Consider the following 23,377-nt stretch of genomic DNA (forward strand, 5'->3'; position numbering starts at 1 on the left):
ATCGTACCGTCCCTGAAGGGACGGGGTCAACGGGATCCGAGCCTGATTTCGTTCGAGACTCTCTCGTCCTGGCCCGAAAAGACACCCCGTTCGACCCAAGGTTCCCGGAGGATCAAAAAAAAGGCCCGCGGCGCCGTCTCGGGCACCGCGGGCCTCTCCCTCACTGCGGCGGGGGCGCACCACCCTCGGGCGGCTTCGCCTCGCCACCGCCCTCCTCGGTGCCCTTGGCCTCTGCCTCGGCGGCGCGGTTCTTCGCCTCCGCCTCGGCCGCCTTGCGCTCCGCCTCGGTCTGCTTGTTGAAGTCGATGATCTGCTGGATCTCTTCCATGCGCTCCTTCGAGCGCTTCACCGCATCCGCATACTCGGGCGCAGTCCCCGCCTTGGCGATGAACTCGCCAAAGAGCTGCTTCGCCGCGAGGAGCATCGGCTCGGCGTCCTTGCCGCCCGACTTCGCCTTGTACTCCTGCGTGAGGATCGCGTCGTTGTAGTACGTCTCCGCGCGCTCCGGCGCGATCTTCTTCGCCTCCGCAAGCTCGGCCGCGGCCGCCGCGACCATCTTGTCGAAGTTCGTATCGTCGATCTGACCACGCAGCGCGAGCGCGAGCCCGAGATGCGCGTCGTAATCGTTCGGCCGCATCTTCAGCGCGGCGCGATACGCCTCCTCCGCCTGCGCGAACCCGCGGAAGCTCAGGTTCACGGCGGCGAAGTTCATCTGCGCCTCGTAGAAGGTCGGGTCGAGCTTGCGCGCCGTATTGAAGGCGCTGACCGCGCCGTTCAGGTTGCTGAGCTCGACCTGGATCATGCCGGCCGTGTTGTGGATCGGCGCGTAGTTCGGGTTCTTGCGGATGGCTTGCGAGCAAACCAGAGCCGCGAGATCCAGCGCCTGCGTGTCGATCTTCTTCTCCTTGCTGACGTTCGTCGCGACGCCCTTCTTGGAGGAACGACCCGCCTTGACCTTCGCCGTCTCCATGTAGATCAGCGCGAGCAGATTGAACGCCGGCAGATACCCGTCATCGACGGCCAGCGCGCTCTGCGCGTAGCGCTTCGCGTTCTGCAGGTCCGTGCGACCATCCTTGTCCGCCTGCGGGTTGTTGCGCTTCATGTGCAACATGCCGAGCTGGACGAGGCCCTCGACGTTCTGGAAACGCGCGTCGACGACGGCCGCCTGATAAAGCTCATTGATCGCCTGATCGATGGCCTTCTCCTGCGACTCGGCGAAGGAGTAGATCGCAAGCTGCACCCGCGCGCGGTGGAACTTCGGATCCGCGTCGAGCGCCTTCTTGAAATACTCCTTCGCTTTCGCGTCCTGCTTGCAGCGCTGGTACGAGACGCCCGCGTTGTAGATCGCCTCGACAAGCACTTTGCCGCTCTGCTCGTCGGCGGCGTCGAGGAAGATCTCCGCCGCCTCCTGGCAAGTGGCCTCGGTCCAGTCACGGGCCTTGTCGTGCTTGTTGAAGGCCTCGAGACCGTCCTTGTACTTGTTCGCCGCAGCGACGGAGACCGCGTTGCCCTTGCTGTCGACGATCGCCGCGCCGGTCTTGGGATCCACCGCGGGCTTGCCGCCCGTTCCCCCTCCCCCGCCGCCGCAGCCAACTGCGGCGGTGAGGGCAGCCGTCGCCACAAGAATTGAAAATCTCTTCATGGCTCGCTCCCTTAGTTCTTCTTGGTGGTGGCGCCCTCGATGGCGGCCTTCTCGGGTGAAGTGCCAGGCTTCTGCTCGGCGGGTTTGTCACCCGTCGCCGGCGCCGCGGGCTTGTTCTCCGCGGGCGGCGGCGTATCGCTCGCCGGCGCGAACGCCGTTCCGTCGAGGTTCACCGGCTGCGCGCGATCGCTGAGGCCCGAGTTCACCCGCGACGGCGAACCACGGAACTCGTCGATGAGGTGGTACTCGGCGCCGTAGTTCTTCGACAGCCACACCTCGCAGGTACGCGAGTACTCATCGAAGAACTGATACTTGACCGAGTAGTCGAGGCACTTCTTGAACGCGGCCTTGGCAGCCTGCTTCTGCGGCTCGCTCGCCTCGTCGAGCTTCGCGTAGTACTCGCCGCGGAGCTCGGCGTAGCTGAGGTCCGTACCCGGGACCATTCCATTGCCCTTCCACTCCTTCGGGATGGGCGCGGCGCGGAACTCGGCGACGAACTTGCTCCACATCTGACCGACACGCGAACCGGCGGCGATGACCCAGCGAGGCGGAGGCAGCGGCTCGAGGTTGACGATCTTCACGTACTCGTTCGAGGCTTCCTCGATCGCCGGCCGCTTCTTCTTGATCCAGTCCATGACCTTCGTGTTGATGTGCTTCATCACATCGTCACGCTGGCCGGAGCCCTTGTATTCGGGGAACCGGATCTTATCGACTTCCTTCCGCTTCAGCTCTGCGAAGAAGAAGAGCGCCTCACCGACGGCCGTCAGCGACTTGCCCAGACGACGGATCTTCTCGTCCTCACTGCCGCCGATGGCGTCGAGCTTCTTCAGCGCAGCCTGCGGGTCCTTCCAGTAGCCGCGGACCTTGTTGTACTCGGGCGTCGCGCTCGACGGGTTGTTGATCTTCGTGAAGACCCGCCCGAGCAGCGCGTGCGCCTGGATCTGGACGTCGAACGTCGCGTTGCGATCGATCTGGCCCATGGCCGAGCTGAGCCGCCGACGCGCGCCGTCCCAGTCTTCCTTGTCGATGTAGTGCGACCCGATGGCGAACGCGATCTTCGCGGCCTCGGTCGGCTTCTGCGATCCGTAGTTCTTGTTGAAGAGGTCCGCGTCCTTGATCGCCTGATCCTCTTGGCCGAGACCGAGACGGAGCACGACGGCGTCCTGAAGCGCCTCGGCCGCCTTGTCCATCTTCGGGTTCTCGCGCGAGAACCGCTCGTACCAGTTGGCAGCCTCGTCGTAGACCGCGATCGCCTGGTAGTTACCGCCGATCTCGTAGATCGACTTCTTCGCGAGCTCGGTCTTGTCGAGGTTGTACTTGGGGTTCAAAAGGATCTGGCGCGCCGTGATCGACTTCGCGATGAGGCGCGCGGCCTGGAACGCGCGGGCCGCGTTGTAGAGGATCTCCTCGCTCTTCTCGCAGGAGGCTTCCTTCTTCTCGCACGCCGCCTCGCCGTACTTCTTCCACAGGTCCATGTAGGCCTGGGCGCCGCGCTCGTACATCTTGATCGTGTCGACGCCCTGGCCACCGGCGTCCGCCGACTCGATGAGCTTCTGCGCGCGCAGACGCTCGATGTCGCGCTGGATGCGCGTGAGGATCCCGCACTGCTCGGCGTTTTCCTTCTCCTTGCCGCCCTTGCAGTACAGGTCGAGGAACTTGGGCACGTCCTCCGCCATGTTGTCGTAGCAGGACGGCCGCGCCGGCTCGGAGTTCGAGCCGAGGATGTTCAGCGACTCGAGGTAGAGCTGCGTCGCGTAGATGCCCACGTCCTTGTCGGAGTGGTTCACCGCGACGTCGCGGAACGCGTACGCCGCCTCCTCCCAGTGCTGCGCCTCGAAGTACGTACGAGCGCGCGCGTACTTGACCTCGACGTAGTTCTCCTGGGCTTCCTTGTCGTTCTCCGGCGGCTTGATGTAGCAGATGTACCGGTTGAACGCGGTCAGCATGCCCTTCTGGTTGTCGGTCAGATCCTTCGGGGCCCACTTGGCCTTGTCGGCCTTCTTGTCGCCCTTCTTGCCACCATCCGCAGCGCTCGGGAGCTGACCCGTGCCCTTCTTCTCCGAGCCGTCCTTGTGCAGCTCGGTGTAGATGTTCTGGTAGCAGAGCACCGCAGCGAACGCGGCCTCGGGCGCGAGCGGGCCGCTCGGATCCTCCGCGACGACCGAGTCGAAGGCCGGACCGCACTTGGCCCAGTCCTTGTTGAAGTACGCGAGGTCGGCCATCGCGTACTTGATCTTGAAGATGTTCGGCCAGTCTTCCTTGACGATGCGCGGGAACTCGAAGCGCGCGAACTGCTCCTGCTTGAAGTTCTGCACGACGCGCTCGTAGAGCGCCGTCGCGAGCGTCATCGTCTTCTTGTCGCCCGTGCCGCGCACACCGCCCGAGCCGACGGCCTCGAGGTGCCACGCCATCGCGGTCTCCGTGAGAAGACCCGCGGTCGCGTTCGAGCACTTGAGCTTCATGTCATCGGGGTGCCCCTCGGCGATGAACTTGTTGTGCACCTCGAGCATCGAATCGAGCTCGGCCTTGATCGAGTCCTTGTTGCCGGACTTCATGGCGAGCGTCGCCTCGGTGATGTGGCCCTGGTACTTGCAGTACTTCGGGCCACGATCGCGGACCATGAGGTCCTTGTAGAGCTCGATGCCTTCCTTGTAGTGGCCGGTGTCGAGATAGTTCTGGCCGAGATCGTCGAGCATCTTGAGCGTCTTCTCGTTGTTGACGCCCGTGTCGCCCGAGAGCGGCTTGAAGAAGTCGTGCGCGGCCTTCGGCGCCGCCGCGAGCGCGTACACCGGGATGATGTCGCGCCGCGCGGAGTTCGCGAGCTCCTTCGCGTTCGGCAATTGCTGGTACTGCATGCCGTACTCGATGGTCTTCTTGAACTCGGAGAGCGCCTTCGGGAACTCGCCCTGGTTCCAGTACACGTACCCGAGCTTGTAGTGCGCGTAGCCCCAGACCTTGTTGTCCGGCGCCGGGTACTTCGTGACCTCCTGGTACGACTGCTCCGCGAGCTGCCACTTGGAGGGATCACCCTGCGCCTCGTTGAAGAAGAGCTCGCCGAACGCGAGGTACGCGTTCGGGATGAACTTCGACTGCGGCCAGTTCTGGATGAGCTCGAAGTAAACCTTGCGCGCTTGATCGAGCTGGTTGGCCTGCTCGTACTCGTACGCGAGGTAGTAGAGCACCTCGTCCGTGCAGCCCGTGCTCTTCGTCGGATCCTGCGCGTTCGAGCTCTGGCACCACTTCGGGTAGCCGTTCTTCAGCAGCGTGTAGTACTTGATCGCCTGCTGGCGCGCGGCGACGAGGATCTTGTCGGCCTTCGCCGCCTCGTCACGGAACCCCTTCTCCGCCTTGGGGTTCTTGCGCTTCGCCTCGTCGGCGTTGATGCTCTGCTCGGTCTTGTCGCGGAACGCGGCCGACTCGAGCTCGACGTACCCCTCGGCCAAACGCCGCATCAGCTTCGGGCGATCGGGCGCGTTTTTCGGGGTGTTCGAGAAGAGGCTCTCGAGGCCCTGGATCTCGGTGATGAGCAGCTGGCGCGAGCGCGCCGCCAGCCGGTTGCGACGCTCGTCGCGCTGCGCGGCGTTCATCGACGCCGTCGGATTCGTCGGCTTGAGCTGGTCGTCCCGCTTCTTCAGCTGAACGCCCTGCGGCGCCGACTTGAAGCTCATCGCCGGCTTCTTGCCAGCGCTCTGCTTGAGCGACCCGCCGGGGCACTGCGCCAGCGAGTCCTTCGCTTGTTGCGTGATGCATTCATCGGCGGCCGACGCCGGGCCCGTCGCGACGGCGGCGGTGAAAAGTGCTGCTGCGCCCGTCACGAGACGGAGTCTGCGCAGCGCACTCACGTTGGACTGCTTCATCGTCGTCATCTCCTCAACTGATAACTCGCAACCCGGAGGCGGCTTTGCCGCAATCCCCCCGGGGCGGCGCAACTCGTCGCCGCCCCCTCGGGCCTCCCGCTACTTGCCGCACTTCGACGTGACGACCTGCCGGTAGAAGCCGAGCTCGTCGCGCCAGTACTCGCCGTTGAACGGCCACAGAACGTGCTCGTCATCCGGCTTGACGACGCCGAACACGAGCGCTTCTTCCTTCGTGAGCTGGCCGCTCACGACTTCCTGATCGAGCTTGTTTCGCTCGGCAGCCGTGATGTCGATGAGGATCTTCGAGGCGTCGCGGAGGTGCTCGTTGAGCTCGTCGAGGTAACGCTGGTAGCGCTCCCGCGCGAGGGTGCCGGCGTTGCGCACCGCGAGATCACGAGCGAGCGAAAGCGCGTCCGTCACGTCGCCGCCCACGGGCGAGTTGCGGAACGCAGCCGGCGCCTTCTTGTAACGAGCGTCCTCCTCGTCGAGGACGCGCACGTACTCGAGGTTGCGGAGGAGCTGGCGATCCGAGAGCGCGTTCTCGACGATCGGCTTGACCGTCGGCGAGAGCGCCGCCTTGCCCGCGCGCACGTCCTTCAAGAAGTCGAAGAACTTCGTCTCCGCGTCCTCGCCCTTGAAACGGTTGAGAATCGCCTCGAGCTCCTTCTTGATCGGCTCGTAGCGCTTGCGCATGCGCGCCACGATCGTCGTCGCATCCTGGTACTGGCAGATCGTGAACGAAATGACTGCCTTGAGGATGTCCGCCTCCGGATAGAAGGCGTTCGGGAAGTACGGCGACTCGATCGTGTGCATGTTGCCGAGCGCGTGCGGGTAGTCGCCGGCCATGAAGTACGCCCACGACTGCTCGAAGAGCGCGTCGAGCCAGTACTCGCTGCCCACGTCGACGCGGTTCCAGTACTTCACGGCCGCGCTGAGCTTGTTGCCGTCGATCTTCGGGACGCTGTTGTCGTCGAGGCGGACCGACGCCGAGTAGTACGTGCGGGCCATCGAGAGGAACGCGAGATCGCGCATGCGGCTCTCGTCCTCGACGCCTTCCACGCCCTCGTCGAGCGCGCGCACGATCTGCTGGAACGACTTGACTGCGGGCACCGACTTGCGGAGCTGCACGTTCGAGATGCCCGTGAAGAACTGGGCCTGAACGTAGTACTTGCTCTTCGCGTCGACCTTCTCGAAGAGGCTGATGGCCTCCTCGTAGTTGCGGTTGCGGTACTTGTAGCGGCCGAGCAGGTAGTTGAGCTGCCAGTAGAGATCACGCTGCTGCGGGTTGTTGAACCGCGCGACCTGCTCGCTCTTGTACTTACCGACGCGCTCGATGATGTCGGCGGGCTCGGGGAGCTGCGTGGCGAGCTTGGACAGCCAGAGCAGCGTCTCGTTGAACTTGAGGTGATTCGTCTTGTCCGCGATCTCGGAGAAGATCGCGTAGCTCGCCTGGAAGAACTGCAGGCGATAGAGCGCGATCGCGAGGTGATACTGCGCGATCTGCTTGTTGCCCTCGTCGTCGCCCGTCTCGCCGTCGACGACACGCTTCAGGAGCAGAGCCGATTCGCTCCATCGCTCCGCATCGAACAGCCGCTTCGCTTGCGCCGCTTCCTCGGTCATCTGGCCCGCGGTCACGGGCCCGTCGGCCTCGTCCTCGAGCTCGATCTCCTTCGGAGCGGCCTTCTTGTCGTTCTTCTTGGCGTCGCCAGCCTTGGCTGCCGGAGCTGCCGGAGCCGCCGGAGCTTTGCCCTTCTGGGCAAAGGCCGTCGGCGCCACGAGCATGGCAGAAGCAAGAAGACAGAGAGTAGCCAGCCCTTTCCGCATTCGTCGTTCCTCGTCGTTCGGAGGTTGAGGTCGATGAAGGCGACCCGAACCGGCCCAGGTACCGTTCGTCGAGCGGCTGGATCCGCAGTGGACGGGGCCCTTCGCAGTCGCGGCCCCCGGTGTTTCGTGACCGGGAGCGATGACCAAAAACTTCAATGAGAATCAGCGGATACTTGCGTCTGGCCGCGGATGGTAAAATTATGACGGTTGGCTTGTCAAGCGGCGGTTTCCGAGCGCTGCGCGGTCCAGGTGCCGCTTCCGACACCTCTCCAGAGAGTGCCTTGGGGCGCGCCAAGGACTCGTCGGGGTCGCGGGTCGATCCCGGGTCGCGCCCGGACCGACACCCCCCATGGACGAAATCCGGCGGCAGTCCGTCGAGTTGTGCATCGAGAGGTTGACGGTCCGTCGCCGCTTCGATTAGCGTCCTCGCTGCTGGCGTCGTTCGCCGAGTCCTCGACGCGGACGCGCGGGCGGCGCGTCGCGCTCGCGCGCCCCGCATGGAGCAGGGGCGCCCCGGCCCAAGGAGCACGATCTGATGACCCGTTCGATCCTGTCCGGCATGCTTGGTCTGATCAGCGTACTCGCCCTGGGCGGCCTCCCGGTCGCCTGTCAAAGCGGCGGCGTCGGTGACCCCTGCATCCCCGAAGACGAGTACAAAACCGACTTCGCCGGCTTCAAAGTGACCGAGGAGAACATCGAGTCGCGCTCCTTCCAGTGCCAGACCCGTATCTGCCTCGTGAACCACTTCCAGGGCCGCGTGAGCTGCCCCTATGGGCAGACGAAGCCCGCGACCGGCGGAGTCGCCACGAACGGCTGCCAGACGGCCGGCTCGACGGCGGACGACGCGAACAAGGCCTGCTGCATCCCCGGCACCGACACGGTGATCGAAGCCGAGGTTTGCGGTCAGTGCGCGCCCGACTCGCAGCGTGATGCGGCGCAAGCCGTGTACTGCTCCTGCCGGTGCGGCGTGGCCGACGGCGAGCCGCCGGATCCGAACTTCAACTTCTGCGAGTGCCCGACCGGCTACTCGTGCGAGCAGATCCGTCCCAACGTGGGTCTCGGCGATCCGCTGCTCACGGGCAAGTACTGCATCAAGCAGGACACGAAGTTCGTCAGCGAAGGAACCTGCGGCACGGTCAAGGGTCACTACAACGCGACCCAGTGCAAGGGCAACGGCTTCACGACCGATAGCTGAAACGAGCTGGGACGCGCGCGCCCGTGACGCGTCCTCCTCGTCGTCCGCTCGCCTCTTCCACAGCCTCCCCTTCCCCTGAGCTTCGAGTCATTCGGCCGCGCGATGCGCGTCATCGCGCAGGCGCGCGCGCCGAAGACGCGGCCGCGGATCACTTCGTCCGCATGGGATGCACGATCCTCGGACGCAACGTGCGCGTGGGGCGCGCCGAGATCGATCTGCTCGTCCGCGACGGCGTCGTGATCGTGGTCGTCGAGGTGCGTACGCGTGGTCCACGCAGTTACCAGCGCGCGCTCGACAGCATCGACGCACGGAAGCGCGCGCGCCTTCGCGCGGCGGGACAAACGCTCTGGACTTCGAAGTTTGCCCGCGACGAGAGGATCGAACGCATGCGCTTCGACGCCGTCGCGGTCGCGTTCACGCCCGACGGCGATCCGCTCGTCGAGCACATCAAAGCAGCCTTCTGATCGGGATACGTGAGGCGCGGCGTCGCGTGATCCTCTTGATCACGTCGACGCCGCAATCGTGGAGACGTCAGCCGTCGATCTGGGCCTGCATCTCGGCGCGCAGCTTCTTCAACATCGCCACGCCGTCGCTCGAAGCCTCCGCTTCCATGCGCGAGATCACGGCGTCGATCTGCTCGATCTCGCGTGTCTTCTGCGCGCGGAGATTGCCGAGCATCTGATCGAACGATTCGAAGAAGTCCTGCATCTCGTCGCCCTTGCGCAGGCGCTCGCGCAGGGCGAGGTGGCCCTCGCCGACGCGACCGAACATGCGCTTCATCTTGAACACGGGCCCCGCGATCTTGTGCGTGACGACGATGCCCGCGAGCCAGATGCACGCGACGAGGAAGCCGAGCGCGAGCACGAGGCCGAGGATCAAATTGCGCTGCTGCTCCTCGACTGCCGCCGCTTGGCGCTCGAGCTCCGCGGCCTGTTGCTTCAAGGAGTCCGCGTCCTTTTCGAGGCTCGCTTGCTCTTCCTTGAGCTTGTTCGCGTCGTTCTCCGCGTCCTTGCTGAACTGTTTCGCGAGCTCGGGCGAATCTTCGTACGCCTTCGCGATGTTCATCTTGACGAGCTCGTCGTTCTTCTTGCGCTCGGCGAGCGCGAGCTGGCCGCGCTTCACCGTCTCCTGTCCTTGCGTGACGAGCGCCTTCTGCTGCACGACGGCCTGTCGGCTCTGATCGATCAGCTTGTTGCTCGTCCACCACAGGACCGCGCCGAGGAGGACAGAGACGACGAGCGCGATCGCCGCGAGATAGCCCGCGTATTTGAGCTGGAAGCGCTTGTCGAGAAGGAAGTTGCGGATGCGGCGCTGCTGGCGGCCGCTCGTGGCGGCGGGCGGGGTGACAGAAGCCTCGCTCATCGGGGACCTTGCGCGTCTCTTGCCACGGCGCGTGGTGTTTGCCCGAGGGGTCGCGGCGCGCCGGATCCGCTCCCCTCTCGCTGCGATATCACATCGACGCGACGATCTTCGCGAAGCTGTCGATGGCGTTCTCCACGCACATCTTCATGAGCACGTTTTCGCTCTGTACGTCGGTCTTGGGCGTGTCGGATTGCGTGAGCTTCGGCGAGAACTCGCCTTGCAACGCCTTGCCCGGGTACGTCCACATGCTCACGCGCACGATCTGCGTGAGGTTTCCATTCTCGTACACCGGCGGCTCGACGCTGGCGATGAGATAGAAGCCCTTCAACTTTTTGCCATTGACGACCTTGCCGCCTTGTGCAGCCGTCTCGCCCTTCGGCGCCACGGCATACCCGGCCTTGCCGAGGAGCTTCGTCTGCATCGCTGCGCGCACGATCGTCTCGATCTCGGCTGCGGGTCGCTTCGTCTTGTTCGAGATCTCGATCGCCACGTAGTACTTCGTGTCGGGGCCGGGAGGCGGAGGCGCGGGCACGCCGCCGCCGTTCTTCAGCGTGTCGATCGATTTCTGCATCTGCGTCTTCGCGGAGGCGCTCTTCTCGTTCTTGATCGCAGTTTGCAGACAGGGCAGGCCCGTCGGTTTGCCGAGCTTGCCGAGCGCGGCGGCCGCGGCGACCTTCACCGAGTCGTTGGCGTCCGCGAGCGCATCGCAAAGAGGTTTGACCGCGGCGTCGTCGCCCGATGCGCCGAGCGCGAGCGCAGCTTGCGTTCGCACGCGGAAGTCTTCGCTCGTCTTGAGCTGCTGGACGAGATAACCGGTGCGAGGATCCGCTCGCACGACTTCGGGGGTCAGCACGAACAACGCGAGGGCCGCGACGACGGGGACGCTCTTTCGCATTCGAGCTCCGAAGATACACGATGCGCGCGGACGAATGGAGAAAGCTGCCGTCGGATCGGAGGTCGTGGAGTTCTCGAACACGCGATCACCCGTCTTCTTCATCCTGCACCTCACCCGTACCTCGACGCAGAGCGGCACGACTCGGTTGCTCGGTCCAGGAGGGACCAGAGCGACCTCGACCATTCGCGATCCGCCGCGTCTGTCACGCGCGGAGGAACCGTGGAGACTTGGACGTGTCTCGCCCGGGCTCGCTTCAACGCGGGGCCTGACCATGACATCGGCGGAAGCGCTGGTCGCGCGGGGCGATCCCGCATATAGGAAGGGGATGTCCCGCAGCCGAGGTGCCCAGGCGAGAGCCTCGTCGCGCCCGCTGTGCGCGCTCGTCGCCTTGCTGTTCCTGCTCCTCTCGGCGCCCGTCACGGCGCAGACACGAGGAGCCGGAAACGTGATTCGCATCCAGGTACGAGGCGGCGCGCAGATCAGCGCAGCCGCGGCAGTCGAGCCGTCCGGCACGATCGTCCGAGGCGAGCTGCTCGACGACGCAGGCGCCGCCGTGGCCGGCGCGACGATCACGCTCCGCGCGATCGCGGACGGAGGCGCCGCCGTCAACCTGCCGACGCCCTCGACATGTGACGCAACGGCACGAAGGTCACGACGCTCGGTTCGCCTGGTCGGCACGGATGCCTACGAGGTACAGACCGACGATCGAGGAGCGTTCTGCGTGCGCGCCGGAGCGCCGATCGGGCAGGCGTCGATCAAGCTCCGCTTCGAGGGCGACGAGCTGCGCGATCCCGCCGAGAGCGTGGTGCGCCTCGACGCAGCCGACGCGCCGCTCGCACGGACGATCCTTCGCTTCGAACCTGCGCCCGACGTGATCGATCTCGATCGCGAGACCGTGCTGCTCACGGGATCGCTGCGCGTCGATCGCGTCGGGTCGTCCCGATCCACCACCACGCGGCGCGAAGGGCTCGCGATCAAGCTCGAGGACGAGCGCGGCGAGCGCATCGCGGAGGGGCAGACGGGCGGCGATGGACGCGTGCGTTTCGAGATCCCGAGCGCGTCGTTCCCCGGTCCCGGATCGGGCGAGCTGCGCCTGCGCTTCGAAGGGACGACGACGCTCGCGAAGGCGACGACGACGCAGCCGATCGTGAGGCGCGCCGAAGTGCGGCTCGCGCTCGCGCATCCCGTCGACGCGGCGGATCCCGAGGACGGCGTCGGGATCGATGTGGATGTCACGACCTCGCGAGGTCCGGTGACGGGCGGCGTGGTCGAGGCGCTGCGCGGGAGCGAGAGCGTGGGCGCGGGCGCGGTGCAGGGCGGCAAGGCGCACGTCATCGCTTCGTTCGCGCTCGAACGAGCAGGCGTCGTGCCGTTGACGCTGCGGTACGTGCCCGCCGCGCCTTTCTACAAGTCGGGGGCGAACCTCCAGGTCGACGTGAACGTCAAGGGGCCGGGCATCGCGCGGCAAATCTTGATCGCGATCGTGGTACTCGCAGTGACCGCGTGGATCGTCTTCGGCTGGCGGCGCGCGCCCATGCCTCCGAAGAAAGACGAGGACGACGAAGCGCATCCCGTGCCGTCGGGACGCGCCGGCGTCGAGGTCGTGCGAGCATCGACGGGACAGGGTGGTTATCGTGGCTCGGTGCTCGACGCGCACGATGGAATCCCGATCGCCGGCGCGCGGCTCGTCGTCGTGGCGCCCGCGTTCCAAGGCGACGGTGTCATCGCGCGCGCGACCGCCGACGAACGTGGAACCTTCGTGCTGGATGTGCCCTACCGCAGCGATGCGCGCCTCGTGATCGAAGCGGACGAGCACAGCAAGTACGAGCAGGCGCTTCCCCCGCCGGGTGTGCTGCGCGTTGCCCTGATCACCCGCCGCCGCGCGCTGCTCGAGCGGCTCGTGAAATGGGCGCGCCGCACCGGAGCGCCTTTCGACATGCAACCCGAGCCGACCCCCGGACACGTACGGCGGGCGGCTTTCCGCGCGAACAACGCGGAGATCGAGTCCTGGGCGCGAGCCCTCGAGCACGCTGCGTACAGCCCCTCCGTCGTCGACGAGGGGGTCGAAGCGGCGCTCCTCAACGACGAACCCAGGGGCGGCCGAAAGCCGGCAGGATGACGTGAACTGCCCCCGCCTCCCCCACCCGTACGCTCCCTTTGCCGTCGCGCGCAGAGCACACACGTTGACGTACGGGTACCGTCCCATATAGTCGCGAACCAGTTCGCGGACCGCTGGAGAACGCACATCGTGGACCCCCTCTACATCGTCATCGGTCTCGTGGTCGTGGCGCTGGCCGTCTACTTCCTGTTCATCAGGAAGCCGGAAGCGCCCAAGAAGCTCGAGACGCCGCCGGAGCCGAAGAAGCTCCCGGAGACAAAGGCGCCCGAGCGTGAACAGCCGGCCAAGGCCGCGGGGAAACCCGCGAAGGAGGAGCCGAAGCCGGCTGCTCCTGCGAAGGCCAAGCCGGCCGAAGAGGCCAAGGAGGCCAAGAAGAAGGAGGAGAAGAAGGCTGCCGAGCCCACGCCGGCCGTCGTGGAGAAGCAGCCCGAGCCCGCGCCCGTCGCGAAGGAGCCCGAGGCGAAGCAGCCCGAGCCCGCGCCCGTGCAAGCTCCGACGCCCGTCGCCGAGCCTGCGCCGAAGCCCGCAGAGGCGCCTGCGATCAAGCCCGTGGCGATCGCGGCGCGCGAACTGCCTGCGCCGTCGGCTCCGCGCAAGAAGGATGTCGAAGGCCTGCGACGCGGGCTCACGAAGGCACGCGAGAGCGAGGGCTTCTTCGGTCGCTTGAAGGCGCTCTTCGTCGGCCGCAGCGAGGTCGATCCCGGCCTCGTCGATCAGATCGAGGAGGTGCTCCTGACCTCCGACGTCGGTGTGAAGACGACCGAGGCGCTGCTCGAAGAGATCCGCACGGGCATCAAGGAGAAGAAGCTCGTCAAGGACGAGCAGGTCTGGGATGCCTTGCGTCGTCGTGCGCGTGAGCTCCTCGGTGGGAGCGGCGGCAACATCAAGTTCCCCGCGCGTCCCACGGTCGTGATGTTCGTGGGCGTCAACGGCGCGGGCAAGACGACGACGATCGGCAAGCTCGCGACCAAGCTCAAGGCGGAAGGGAAGACCGTCGTGCTCGCCGCGGGCGACACGTTCCGCGCGGCGGCGGTGCAGCAGCTCATCGTGTGGGGCAAGCGCGTCGGCTGTGAGGTCGTGAGCGGCAAGGATGGCGCGAACCCGGGCGCGGTCATCTACGACGCGATCCAGAAGGCTGCGGAGATCGGTGCCGACGTCGTGCTCGCCGACACGGCGGGTCGCTTGCACACGAAGACGAACTTGATGGACGAGCTCAAGAAGGTTGCGCGCACGATCGACAAGGCGCTGCCGGGAGCTCCGCACGAGACGCTGCTCGTGCTCGATGCGACGAACGGTCAGAACGCGCTGCAGCAGGCGGCGATGTTCAAGGAGGCGCTGCCGCTCTCGGGCATCGTGCTCACGAAGCTCGACGGCACGGCGAAGGGCGGCGTCGTGCTCGGCATCTGCGCGGAGCATGCGCTGCCGGTGCGCTACATCGGCATCGGCGAACGTCCCGACGAGCTGCGTGACTTCAACGCGGACGAGTTTGTCGAGGCGCTGCTCGGTCAGGCCGACGAGTCAACGGACGCGGCGGCGTGAACCTCTGCGCCGAGCACGAAACACGCGCGACGGGGCCCCGACCGGGAGCGGAGACGGGGCCGCGCCGCGCACGTTTCGGACGGATGGCGCAAAGGTCATGGATATCGTTTGATTTTCTTGCTCGTACGCGAGCATCTCGTGGTTGGATGGGCGTGGATCGTGTCGCTCTGCGTGAGCAGCCGGGACGGTCCTGCCCGATCCGATCCGAGAGAGAAACAGATTTGGTTGTTGATTCCCTGATTTTACGCGTGATATAGTCCGTCCCGCTTGTCGGTAGACCGTTTTTTTGAATGAAGTCGCGCAGTTAGACTTGTACGGACGGACCGGACCGAACGATGCTCACGTCGCACGGACTGCGGAAGGGATGGCGATGAACCAGGTTCGCGTGGGGCTCCTCGTGGCGGCTGCGCTGCTGGCCATGCCGGTGACGGCGGCAGCGCAACCGAAGAAGGAACAACCGAAGGAGATCAACCTCGACGACGAGGGAGCCGAGAAGCCTGCTGACGCCCCCGCTGAGGGCGAGGGCGAGGCCGCCGGCACCGGCGAGGGTGAGGGCGAGACTCCTGGCGGCGAGGGTGAAGGCCTCGGGGACATCTGTAAGATCGACCCGTCGGCCTGCCCGAGCATCAACATGGATGAGGCCGCGAAGCGGGACATCAACGCTGAGATGTACGCGGTGCAGCAGATCTACGCGCTGCGCCGGTTCCGCTTCGAGATCACGCCCTACTTCGGGATCACGATGAACGACCAGTTCGTCGCGCACCCCGCGCCCGGGCTCGGTCTCAACTTCTACATCACGAACGTGCTCGCGGTCGGGGTCAACGGCAACTTCTACGCCGCCCTGAACTCGCCCTCGAACTTCAACTTCCAGACGAGCCGCGCAGCGCGCGTCGGTATTCCGATCACGGAGTACGCCTGGAACGCGAACGCGAACTTCTCGTACGTGCCTGCGTACGGCAAGTTCGCCGGGTTCGGCGACTTCATCTTCCACTACGACTTCTACGTGCTCGGCGGCGTCGGCGCGATCGCGACGCGCCCGATCGCCGTCGTCGACCCTGACAACCGCACGTTCGAGTTCAAGCCTCGGCTGTCGTTCCACGTCGGCGGCGGGCTCCGCATCTTCTTCAACCGCTGGTTCGCGGTCGTGGCGGAGCTCAGCGACTACATCTTCTTCGACGAGCTCGAGAACCCGGGTATCGCGACCGGCAACGACGCCAACGGCAATCCGAGAGCACAGGATCCGACGACCTGGACCGCTCCCGAGACGAGCTTCACCAACAACGTCCAGGCACAGGTCGGGTTTTCGGTCTTCCTGCCGTTCAGCTGGGAATACCGGCTGCCCAAGTGAGCCGAGGGGCAGCGAGGCGTGCAAGGAACATCCGGGACGATTCAGCCAAGTACGGGGACATGCATGATGCGTCGATTCGTGAATAGCCTTTGCGCGTCTCGCCTGCTCCGCAGGGGCATGCTCGCGGCGCTCACGGGATGTGCAGCGCTCGCCATGAGCGCAGGTGCCGAAGCGCAGGAGATTCAGCTCACGGGTCCCCTCGCGGGGGCCCCGGCCGTGCGGAAGTTGCGCCTGCATCGCGCGGGCCGCTTCGAAATTACGCCGAGCGCGTCCTTTACACTGCTCGACGAGTACCAGCGCACGATCATGCCTGGTCTGCGCGTGATGTACCATCCGACCGACTGGTTCGGGTTCGGTCTCTGGGGCGGCTACGGCATCCAGTCGACGACGTCGCTCACCGACGAGCTGCAGGTGAAGGCGATCGACGAGCGTAACTGCCCCGCGGACTCGAACACGGCGACCGACACGGCCTGCAAGCTGACGGCCGTCAACCTGACCCGCGGCAACCTCGCCCAGGATCAGCTCGGCCGCATGCAGTGGGTCGCGGCGCCGCAAGTCACGTTCGTTCCGTTCCGCGGGAAGCTGGCGCTGTTCGCGACGCTCTTCGTCGACACGGACATCAACCTCTTCGCCGGTGTGGCGGCCATCGGCCTCCAGGAGCGCGCGCCCTGCGGCAAGGACAACGACGGCAACGACCTCAACGACCGCCCCTGCGCGGCGCAGAGTTCGTTCGCGCTCGAGAGCCGCGTCGCCATCGCGCCCACGTTCGGCGTCGGCTGGAACTTCTACCCGACGTCGTTCTTCGGCTTCGGCGCGGAGTGGAGGGCGCTTCCCTTCGCGTGGAACACGTCCGGCTTCGACAACGCCGGCGCGGGCAACGACGAGGCCTTCCCCGACACGGCGGTCAACAACAAAGATCGTCAGTTCCGCATGAACAGCATGATCTCCGTCAACCTGATGTTCTCCCTTCCCATGAAGGTGAAGAACAGCGACTGACGAAGACGAAGCCGGCTGCACCGCAGCCGATGACACGCCCCGGGATGCGGGCGGCCGAGACGGAGACCCGAAGCTCCGCGACGCCCCGCGCATCACGGGGCGTTTCGCTTTCGAAGCCGCGCTGGCAGGGGCAGCGCGCTCCTCACGAGGTCGAGCACTTGCTTTGTCTCTGGCGAGGGCCTATGCGAAGCCTGCTCCAGCCCTCCCCCTGCCGGGCCGGAGCGCGAGGTAGAGGTGGGCATTTTCGACTTCCTCCGTAGCAAAGGCGCGAAGAGCGCGCCCCCGTCGGGCAGCGCGCCCGCCGTCGACAAGAAGATCGCCGGGCCGGCCAAGGTCGTCGCGGACAAACGCGCCCAGACCTACGACCGCCTGGAGGCCATTCAGGCCCTCGTCGACATGAAGACGCCGGAGGCAGCCGCCGCGCTCCTCAAGCGCTTCAACTTCACGATCGATCCTTCGATCACGGACGCCGAAGAGAAGGACCTCGCGTTCCGCGGCATCGTCGCCGCAGGCAAGGACGTCGTCCCCGCGGTCATCGAGTTCTGCACGAAGGCCGAAGCGCTGACGTGGCCGCTCAAGGTGCTCGATGCCGTGCTCGACGAGGACGCGTACCGCGAGGAGCTGCTGGATCTGCTCGAGGGCTTCGACACCGAGTACGCGCGCAACGTCGAGCCGAAGATCCAGATCATCCAGGCGCTCGAAGAGGTCGTGCACGAGGACGTACGCGCGGCGGTGGAGCGCTTCTTCGAGGATGTCAACGAGACCGTGCGGTTCCACGCGGTCCAGACGACGTTCGCCCAGGCGATGCCCGAGAGCGTCAAGCCGCTCATCGACATGCTCGTGAGCGAGGAGTCGGTCCGCGTGAAGAACAAGGTCGCCGAGGGCCTGCTCGTCCGCGGGTGGACGATCCCCGAGGATCGTAGGGACGCCGTCGCCGACGCGCTCGGCGACACCGGCGGCTACACGGTCGGCGAAAGCGGCAAGATCGTGAAGCGTTCGCTCCGCTTCGGCTGATCCAAACGCGTAGCGGATTGCGCGCCTCGAGAGCGCGATCGAGCACCAAGCTCGCCCTTCGTCCGTGTTGACAGCGCGGGCCACGCTGAAAGAGGATCCGTGCTGCCCCGACATGTTGGGGTGTGTCGAAAGCCCAGCGGCGGCCGCGCGGAGACCGCGCACGCTCCCCGGCACCAATCGACGGAAAGCGAGCATCCCAGGCGTGAGGGGACATCGATCGACGCGCCTTTCGCGCGTGGTTGCATCCGGGCTCGCCGCATTTGCCACGGCGATCGCCGCGCATCCGCGTGATGCGTTTGCCCTCGACTTCGAGGTACAGAGCGACACCGCCGCGCAGGCGTACCAAGTCGCGAGCCCGTGGGGCGACACGATCCTCGATCGGCGTCGCCTCATGCAGACGCTGTCGCTCGGCGTGTACAACCTGCAGGGCGATCACGTCCCGGGGCGCGCCGATTTTTCGGTCGTCTTGCGGGTGCGCCTCGACGCCGACTTCGGGATCAACGGCCACCTCGGCGACGCCGATCGCGGCGGCGAGACCAGTTACCTGACCGAGGCGGGGCCCGGCGTGCGCTTCGTTCCGGGCCTGCAGCAGGCGCCGGTCGATCTCATGTACGCGTACGTCGAGGGACGGAACCTCTTGAACGGCTGGCTCGGCTTCCGGGCGGGTCGGCAATACGTCGTCGACTCGCTCGGCTGGTGGTCGTTCGACGGCGCGCTCGCGCGCGTGACGACGCCGTACTTCGTGCAGGCCGAGCTCTACGGCGGGCTCGAGCAGCGCGGCGGGCTGCCGCTGTCGACGTCGCGCTACGAGCGACCCGGCGTTTGGCGCGGCAACCACGCGGGCTTCGGCACCGCGAGTGATCAGCCGAGCGTGACGGACTACCCGTCGTATCAGTACACGCAGCCCGCGCCTGCGTTCGGCGTCGCGCTCGAGAGCAACGGGCCGAGCTGGATCCACGGACGGCTCTCGTATCGACGCGTCTACAACATGGGCACGTCGGTGACGCAGCAGTTCCCCGATCCGACGGGCGGGTATCGCACGGCGAAGGGGCTGCGCGTGTCGCAGGATCGGCTGGGCTACGCGCTCGATCTCAACAAGAGCGACCTCGGCGCGATCAAGGGCGGCTTCACGTACGACTTCTACAACCAGATCGTCGGCTCGTATTACGGCGGGGTCGAGGCGTACCTGGGCAAACGCGCGACCGTCGGCGCGGACATCGACTACTTCGTGCCGACGTTCGACGCGGACTCGATCTTCAACTGGTTCACGAAGAGCCCCATCACGACGGCGACGGCGCGCGTCTGGGTCGCGCCCACGCAGCGCCTCGATCTCTCGGCCTACGGCGGCGTGCGGATCTGGATGGCCGACGGGGATCCCGAGACGTTCGGCACGGAGCAGTGCAGGGCTTCGGGGCTCTGCAGCGGCGATCAGGAGATCGATCCGGCGAACTCGAAGACGTTCACCCGCGATCCCGACAACCGCGCGATCTCGACGACGATCGACGCGCTCGCGAACGTATCCGGGCGGTATCGCTTCGGCACGGGCGAGGTGGGGCTACGCGGCATGGTGCAGGCCGGCGCGCGTGGGCACACCGGAGGCGCGGATCTCTCGGGCGAGAAGCGCTTCGACGGCGGGCGTTACCGCGTCGGCGGGCGCGTCTCGCTCTACGACTGGGACGACCCGCTGCGGCCCGATCGCGGCGCGACGTCGTTCGGCTACGTCCTCGGCGCGGGCGTCCGGCCCGTGCAACAGGCCGACCTGCGGATCGAGTGGGAGCACGACATGAACCGGCTCGTCGGGCAGCGCTTCCGCATCGTGGCGCTCCTCAACTTGAGGCTCGGCGGATGATGATGAACGCCTCCAAGCGAAGCGCAGAGAGCGCACGCAAGACGCGCCGGCCGAACGGCCGACCGCTGCCGGGATGGCTCGCCTTCGTGGCGTGCCTGTCGGCCCTCGTCCTCGGCCTCGTCGGGCCCGATGCGTCCGCGCAGGCGGCCGACGATGCTCCTGCCGCGGAGTCCGCCGCGCCGCCGGCGCCGCCTCCCGGTGGCTACAAGAGCGGGCTCTCGCCGATGCCGAACGACGCGGAGACGCCGCTCGCGTTCATGCCTCCGGGCAGCGCGGCGAGCCCCGTGCCGAGCGAAGAGATCTACCCGCCCCAGACGATCACGATCCGCTTCAACCACAAGAAGCACACGAAGGATCTCAAGCAGACCTGCAAGTCGTGCCACGCGGCCGCGTACACGAGCGACAAGGTCGCCGATCGACTCATGCCGAAGGCCGAGCAGTGCGACGCCTGTCACGACGTCGATCACTCGGACCTGCACGCGGTGAAGGCAGGCACGGACGCGAACGGGCAGTGCGTCTTCTGCCACATCGGCGACAAGGCCGGCGAGAAGGGCGCGGTCGCGCCGATGGTGCTGCCGAACGCGAACCTCGTGTTCACGCACAAGAAGCACCTCGACCGGAACATCCAGTGCGGGCAGTGCCACGGGCAGGTGGGCGAGCTCGAGCTCGCGACGCGTGATCAGCTCCCGCGCATGTCCGGCTGCTTCGCCTGCCACAACATGAGCGGCGCGGCGCAGGGTCAGGCGAAGGGCGCGTGCACGACGTGCCACACGGCCCGGAACGACGGCCGCATGATCACGAGCTTCACGACGGGCAACCTCGTCCCGCCGCAGTGGATGCACAACGCCGCGCACACGCCCGACTTCATCGAGCGGCACAAGACGGTCGCCGCGAACGACAGCGCCTTTTGCGGGAGCTGCCACACGACGAACGAGTGCACCGACTGCCACGACGGCCGCGTCCGCCCCCGCAAGGTGCACCCGAACGACTGGCTCTCGATCCACGCTCAGTCCGCGCGGCAGGACAACCCGCGCTGCTCGAGCTGCCATCAGGCCCAGACGTTCTGCGCCGACTGCCACCGTCGCGTCGGCGTCGCGCGCGACACCGCGAGCGGAAACCGCCTCACGGGCCGCCGCTTCCATCCGCCCGCCGCAGAGTTCACGACGGCGCCGCGCGGGCCGAACCATCACGCGTGGGAGGCGATGCGGAACTTGAACGCCTGCGTGTCCTGCCACACGGAGCGTGACTGTGCGACGTGCCACGCGACGAAGGGGCTCTCCGGTGGGCATGGCGTGAACCCGCACCCGCTCGGCTTCCGGGACAAATGCAGCGCGGCCTTCGCGAGAAACCCGCGCCCGTGCCTCGTTTGCCACCAGTCGAACGACCCGTTCGTGAGGGCGTGCCAATGAAACGCCGACATCCGTCGTGGTCTACGCCCGAGGCCTCCGCTCCGCCGGACGGAGCACGGCTCCCGAAACCTCCGACATATTCCTTGCACACCCCTTCTGGCGACGGGTATAGCGAAGAGCGACGGTGCGCTTCCTCCCCCGCGGTGGTCGCGCGCGTCGTCAAGGAGAACGGGTGTGAAGGAGCTGATCAAGTACCTGCTCGACAATCTTTACCTCGACTTCCAGGGCGAAATCACGCTGGACACCGTGCGGGGCTTCCTCCGAGAAGACGACGGCCGGGAAGCGCGCCAGTTGCTCGCGAAGCTCATCGAGGAGAGGGGGGTCGAGGACCTGCTCATCACCCTGGCCGACTGTTTGAAGGAACACCTCCAGACCGGGATCAACGAGAAGGTGGTCCGCGAGCAGCTCTCCACCTACGCCGAGAGCTGACAGGTCCCCGAGGCCTTTCCTTCGCCCCGCGCGCCCTCCGCGCCGCCCTGCTCGCCCTCGCCCTGCCTCTCGTCGGTTGCGACGTGGGCAGCCCCGAACGCGAGGCCATCGATGCCCCCCCCGTCCACCTGGTCGAAGTCGAGCTGTCCGGGCTCGACGCCGGCGGTCAGCCGACGACGCTGACGCTGACGCCGAGCGCGCCCGCGCCCACCGACGACAGCCGCGCGCTCTCGACGACGAGCGTGCGCGTCACGTTCGATCGGTTCCTCCTGCCCGGCGAGGCGATCCGGCAAGCGATCTGCCTGCAGCCGAGCGCGGATCCGGTGCCGACGGCGTCGCAGTGCCAGCAGGGCGTCTTCCTCGAGCCGAGTTACGACCCGGTGCATCGGCGCGTCACGTACCGCCTGCCCGCGATGACGGCGCTCGTGCCCGACACGAAGTACTGGCTCACGGTGCTCGCGGCGACCGAAGCCTCGCCGTTCGGCGTGCGCGCGTTCGACGGCGCGCCGCTCGAGGCGAACGTCGTCCTGCAGTTCACGACGGCCGTGATGGATCCGCCCGGCGGGCCGGTGGATCCGGCGCTCGACGAGGCGGCGCGGCGCGCTGCATCCGAGGAGCTCTTCTGCACGGCGAGCGCATGCGTGGCGTCGTGCGCCGTGGATGATCAGCTCTGCATCGACAAATGTCCGGTGTCGAAGAGCCTGGTCGTCGGCTGCGGCGGCTGTCATGGGCCGCTCGAGATCGGCGCGGCCGCGATGGGGCTCGATCTGTCGGGCGTGGAGCGGATCCCGGCGGTGATCGGGCGTGTCGCGAACCAGACGCAGACGGGCGAGCAGGCCGACGAGGTGGACCTCCGGCCGCGCCGCTTCGGACGGGCGATGCCGCACGTCGACCCGGGCAACGCGGGCAACAGCTACCTGCTCTACAAGATGCTCGCGAGCCCGATCTACGCGCGCATGGATGCCGCGAAGGGGCTCGCGCCGGGCGAGATCGACCGGCTGCGCGCGTCGGTCGTGGTGGGGTTGCCGATGCCCCCGTACGACCTCTACGCAGCGCCGCAGTCGAGCCTGGAAGCGCTCAGCGCGTGGATCACCACGGGCGCCGAGACGCCGGCCTGCCCCTGAAGCGAGAGCCTTCGGCGTGATAGGGTCACGCCATGTCTTACGAGCTTGTGCGTGACGCGCTCGCGTGCGCGTGTGTCCTGGTGTCGCTCGGGATCGCGGGGTGCGGCGAGGAAGCGCCGCCGGGGCCGACGGGGCCGGCGCAGACCGAGGTGCTGACGCCGGACGCGCCTCCGCTGCCCGGGCAGACGGAGTGCCGTGTCGTGAAGACGACGAACATCCCGATCGCGTCGGCGAGTCACCTGGCGCTTTGCACGGACGTCTCGTACGAGACGAACCCGCCGAGCGGAGGAGACCACTGGGGTCAGTGGGCGGCGTTCAAGAAGTACACGACGCCCGTGCCGCGCGAGATGTACGTGCACAACATGGAGCACGGCGCCGTGGTGCTGTCGTATCGCTGCGACGATGCATGTCCGGAGGTCGTGGCGGCCCTGGAGAAGGTGTTCGACGAGGCCGCGGCGGATCCGCTGTGCTTGTCGAGCGGCGCGGGCCCCAAGGCGCGGCTCGTGCTCACGCCGGACAAGGACCTCGACACGCCGATCGCAGCGTCCGCGTGGGGCGCGACGTACACGGCGACGTGCATCGACACGGCGTCGCTCGCGGCGTTCGTGGCAGAGGCGTATGGCAAGGGGCCCGAGGCGATCTGTTACGAGGGTGTCGACGTCCCGCCGACTTGCGGCGGAAGCTGAGCTTTCGCGCGCGGCCGGGCCCTCCCCTCCCCTGCGCCGGCAGCGCTTCGAACGCGGGTTCGTGCCACCGGCGTTGACACCTCGGGGCA

General features: G+C 66.7%; 17 protein-coding genes. 12 read left to right on the top strand and 5 right to left on the bottom strand.

Translation table 11 applies throughout. The features are described 5' to 3' along the window. Positions 1-160 precede the first annotated feature (160 nt). The 3 genes from QHF84_RS36400 to QHF84_RS36410 all read right to left on the bottom strand — a co-directional run bounded on the left by QHF84_RS36400 (position 161) and on the right by QHF84_RS36410 (position 7,281). Positions 161-1,642 (bottom strand): tetratricopeptide repeat protein, encoded by a 1,482-nt coding sequence (locus QHF84_RS36400; protein WP_281318134.1) that lies wholly within the window; start codon positions 1,640-1,642, stop codon positions 161-163. A gap of 11 nt (positions 1,643-1,653) precedes the next feature. After that, entirely contained in the window at positions 1,654-5,499 is a 3,846-nt protein-coding gene (locus QHF84_RS36405) for a hypothetical protein (protein ID WP_281318135.1), read from the bottom strand. 99 nt (positions 5,500-5,598) lie between these two features. After that, a complete protein-coding gene (locus tag QHF84_RS36410) occupies positions 5,599-7,281 on the bottom strand; it encodes a hypothetical protein (protein WP_281318136.1) in 1,683 nt (560 codons plus the stop codon). A 577-nt stretch (positions 7,282-7,858) separates the two neighbouring features. Between QHF84_RS36410 and QHF84_RS36415 the strand changes: the two genes are divergently transcribed. Next, the gene (locus tag QHF84_RS36415) at positions 7,859-8,518 is read left to right on the top strand and encodes a hypothetical protein (RefSeq protein WP_281318137.1); all 660 of its coding nucleotides are present in this window, start codon (positions 7,859-7,861) and stop codon (positions 8,516-8,518) included. A 23-nt stretch (positions 8,519-8,541) separates the two neighbouring features. Then, positions 8,542-8,982: a YraN family protein gene (locus QHF84_RS36420; RefSeq protein ID WP_281318138.1), complete on the top strand. Its 441-nt coding sequence runs from the start codon at positions 8,542-8,544 to the stop codon at positions 8,980-8,982. A gap of 67 nt (positions 8,983-9,049) precedes the next feature. Here QHF84_RS36420 and QHF84_RS36425 read toward each other — a convergent pair whose 3' ends face one another. Further along, positions 9,050-9,880: a HAMP domain-containing protein gene (locus QHF84_RS36425; protein ID WP_281318139.1), complete on the bottom strand. Its 831-nt coding sequence runs from the start codon at positions 9,878-9,880 to the stop codon at positions 9,050-9,052. 88 nt (positions 9,881-9,968) lie between these two features. Then, complete coding sequence (locus QHF84_RS36430) at positions 9,969-10,775, bottom strand: HEAT repeat domain-containing protein (RefSeq protein ID WP_281318140.1); 807 nt, start codon at positions 10,773-10,775, stop codon at positions 9,969-9,971. 325 nt (positions 10,776-11,100) lie between these two features. Between QHF84_RS36430 and QHF84_RS36435 the strand changes: the two genes are divergently transcribed. The 10 genes from QHF84_RS36435 to QHF84_RS36480 all read left to right on the top strand — a co-directional run bounded on the left by QHF84_RS36435 (position 11,101) and on the right by QHF84_RS36480 (position 23,288). Beyond that, positions 11,101-12,894 carry a carboxypeptidase regulatory-like domain-containing protein gene (locus tag QHF84_RS36435; protein WP_281318141.1) on the top strand — a complete coding sequence of 598 codons (1,794 nt, stop codon included), beginning with the start codon at positions 11,101-11,103 and terminating at the stop codon, positions 12,892-12,894. A 129-nt stretch (positions 12,895-13,023) separates the two neighbouring features. Then, positions 13,024-14,433: a signal recognition particle-docking protein FtsY gene (gene ftsY / locus QHF84_RS36440; RefSeq protein WP_281318142.1), complete on the top strand. Its 1,410-nt coding sequence runs from the start codon at positions 13,024-13,026 to the stop codon at positions 14,431-14,433. A 370-nt stretch (positions 14,434-14,803) separates the two neighbouring features. Beyond that, on the top strand, positions 14,804-15,781 hold the full coding sequence (locus QHF84_RS36445) for an outer membrane beta-barrel domain-containing protein (RefSeq protein ID WP_281318143.1): 978 nt from the start codon (positions 14,804-14,806) through the stop codon (positions 15,779-15,781). A 63-nt stretch (positions 15,782-15,844) separates the two neighbouring features. After that, positions 15,845-16,777 carry a hypothetical protein gene (locus QHF84_RS36450; protein ID WP_281318144.1) on the top strand — a complete coding sequence of 311 codons (933 nt, stop codon included), beginning with the start codon at positions 15,845-15,847 and terminating at the stop codon, positions 16,775-16,777. A 234-nt stretch (positions 16,778-17,011) separates the two neighbouring features. Continuing rightward, positions 17,012-17,791: a HEAT repeat domain-containing protein gene (locus QHF84_RS36455; protein WP_281318145.1), complete on the top strand. Its 780-nt coding sequence runs from the start codon at positions 17,012-17,014 to the stop codon at positions 17,789-17,791. Between the two features lie 202 nt (positions 17,792-17,993). Beyond that, complete coding sequence (locus tag QHF84_RS36460) at positions 17,994-19,640, top strand: hypothetical protein (RefSeq protein WP_281318146.1); 1,647 nt, start codon at positions 17,994-17,996, stop codon at positions 19,638-19,640. Further along, positions 19,637-21,049, top strand: a complete 1,413-nt coding sequence (locus QHF84_RS36465) for a cytochrome c3 family protein (protein ID WP_281318147.1) — start codon at positions 19,637-19,639, stop codon at positions 21,047-21,049. The genes QHF84_RS36460 and QHF84_RS36465 overlap by 4 nt, the downstream gene beginning before the upstream one ends. A 174-nt stretch (positions 21,050-21,223) precedes the next feature. Further along, positions 21,224-21,478 carry a hypothetical protein gene (locus QHF84_RS36470; protein WP_281318148.1) on the top strand — a complete coding sequence of 85 codons (255 nt, stop codon included), beginning with the start codon at positions 21,224-21,226 and terminating at the stop codon, positions 21,476-21,478. A gap of 83 nt (positions 21,479-21,561) precedes the next feature. Continuing rightward, complete coding sequence (locus tag QHF84_RS36475) at positions 21,562-22,602, top strand: hypothetical protein (protein ID WP_281318149.1); 1,041 nt, start codon at positions 21,562-21,564, stop codon at positions 22,600-22,602. Between the two features lie 32 nt (positions 22,603-22,634). Then, positions 22,635-23,288: a DUF3105 domain-containing protein gene (locus QHF84_RS36480; RefSeq protein WP_281318150.1), complete on the top strand. Its 654-nt coding sequence runs from the start codon at positions 22,635-22,637 to the stop codon at positions 23,286-23,288. Positions 23,289-23,377: the final 89 nt, after the last annotated feature.

The sequence above is a fragment of the Polyangium sp. y55x31 genome (assembly GCF_029946505.1).
In the GTDB taxonomy this organism is placed as follows: Bacteria; Myxococcota_A; Polyangia; order Polyangiales; family Polyangiaceae; genus Polyangium.

Coding starts and splice junctions, on each gene's coding strand:
- QHF84_RS36400 (WP_281318134.1), bottom strand. CDS start 1,642: ATGAAGAGATTTTCAATTCTTGTGGCGACGGCTGCCCTCACCGCCGCA.
- QHF84_RS36405 (WP_281318135.1), bottom strand. CDS start 5,499: ATGAAGCAGTCCAACGTGAGTGCGCTGCGCAGACTCCGTCTCGTGACG.
- QHF84_RS36410 (WP_281318136.1), bottom strand. CDS start 7,281: ATGCTCGTGGCGCCGACGGCCTTTGCCCAGAAGGGCAAAGCTCCGGCG.
- QHF84_RS36415 (WP_281318137.1), top strand. CDS start 7,859: ATGACCCGTTCGATCCTGTCCGGCATGCTTGGTCTGATCAGCGTACTC.
- QHF84_RS36425 (WP_281318139.1), bottom strand. CDS start 9,880: ATGAGCGAGGCTTCTGTCACCCCGCCCGCCGCCACGAGCGGCCGCCAG.
- QHF84_RS36430 (WP_281318140.1), bottom strand. CDS start 10,775: ATGCGAAAGAGCGTCCCCGTCGTCGCGGCCCTCGCGTTGTTCGTGCTG.
- QHF84_RS36435 (WP_281318141.1), top strand. CDS start 11,101: ATGTCCCGCAGCCGAGGTGCCCAGGCGAGAGCCTCGTCGCGCCCGCTG.
- QHF84_RS36445 (WP_281318143.1), top strand. CDS start 14,804: ATGAACCAGGTTCGCGTGGGGCTCCTCGTGGCGGCTGCGCTGCTGGCC.
- QHF84_RS36450 (WP_281318144.1), top strand. CDS start 15,845: ATGATGCGTCGATTCGTGAATAGCCTTTGCGCGTCTCGCCTGCTCCGC.
- QHF84_RS36465 (WP_281318147.1), top strand. CDS start 19,637: ATGATGATGAACGCCTCCAAGCGAAGCGCAGAGAGCGCACGCAAGACG.
- QHF84_RS36480 (WP_281318150.1), top strand. CDS start 22,635: ATGTCTTACGAGCTTGTGCGTGACGCGCTCGCGTGCGCGTGTGTCCTG.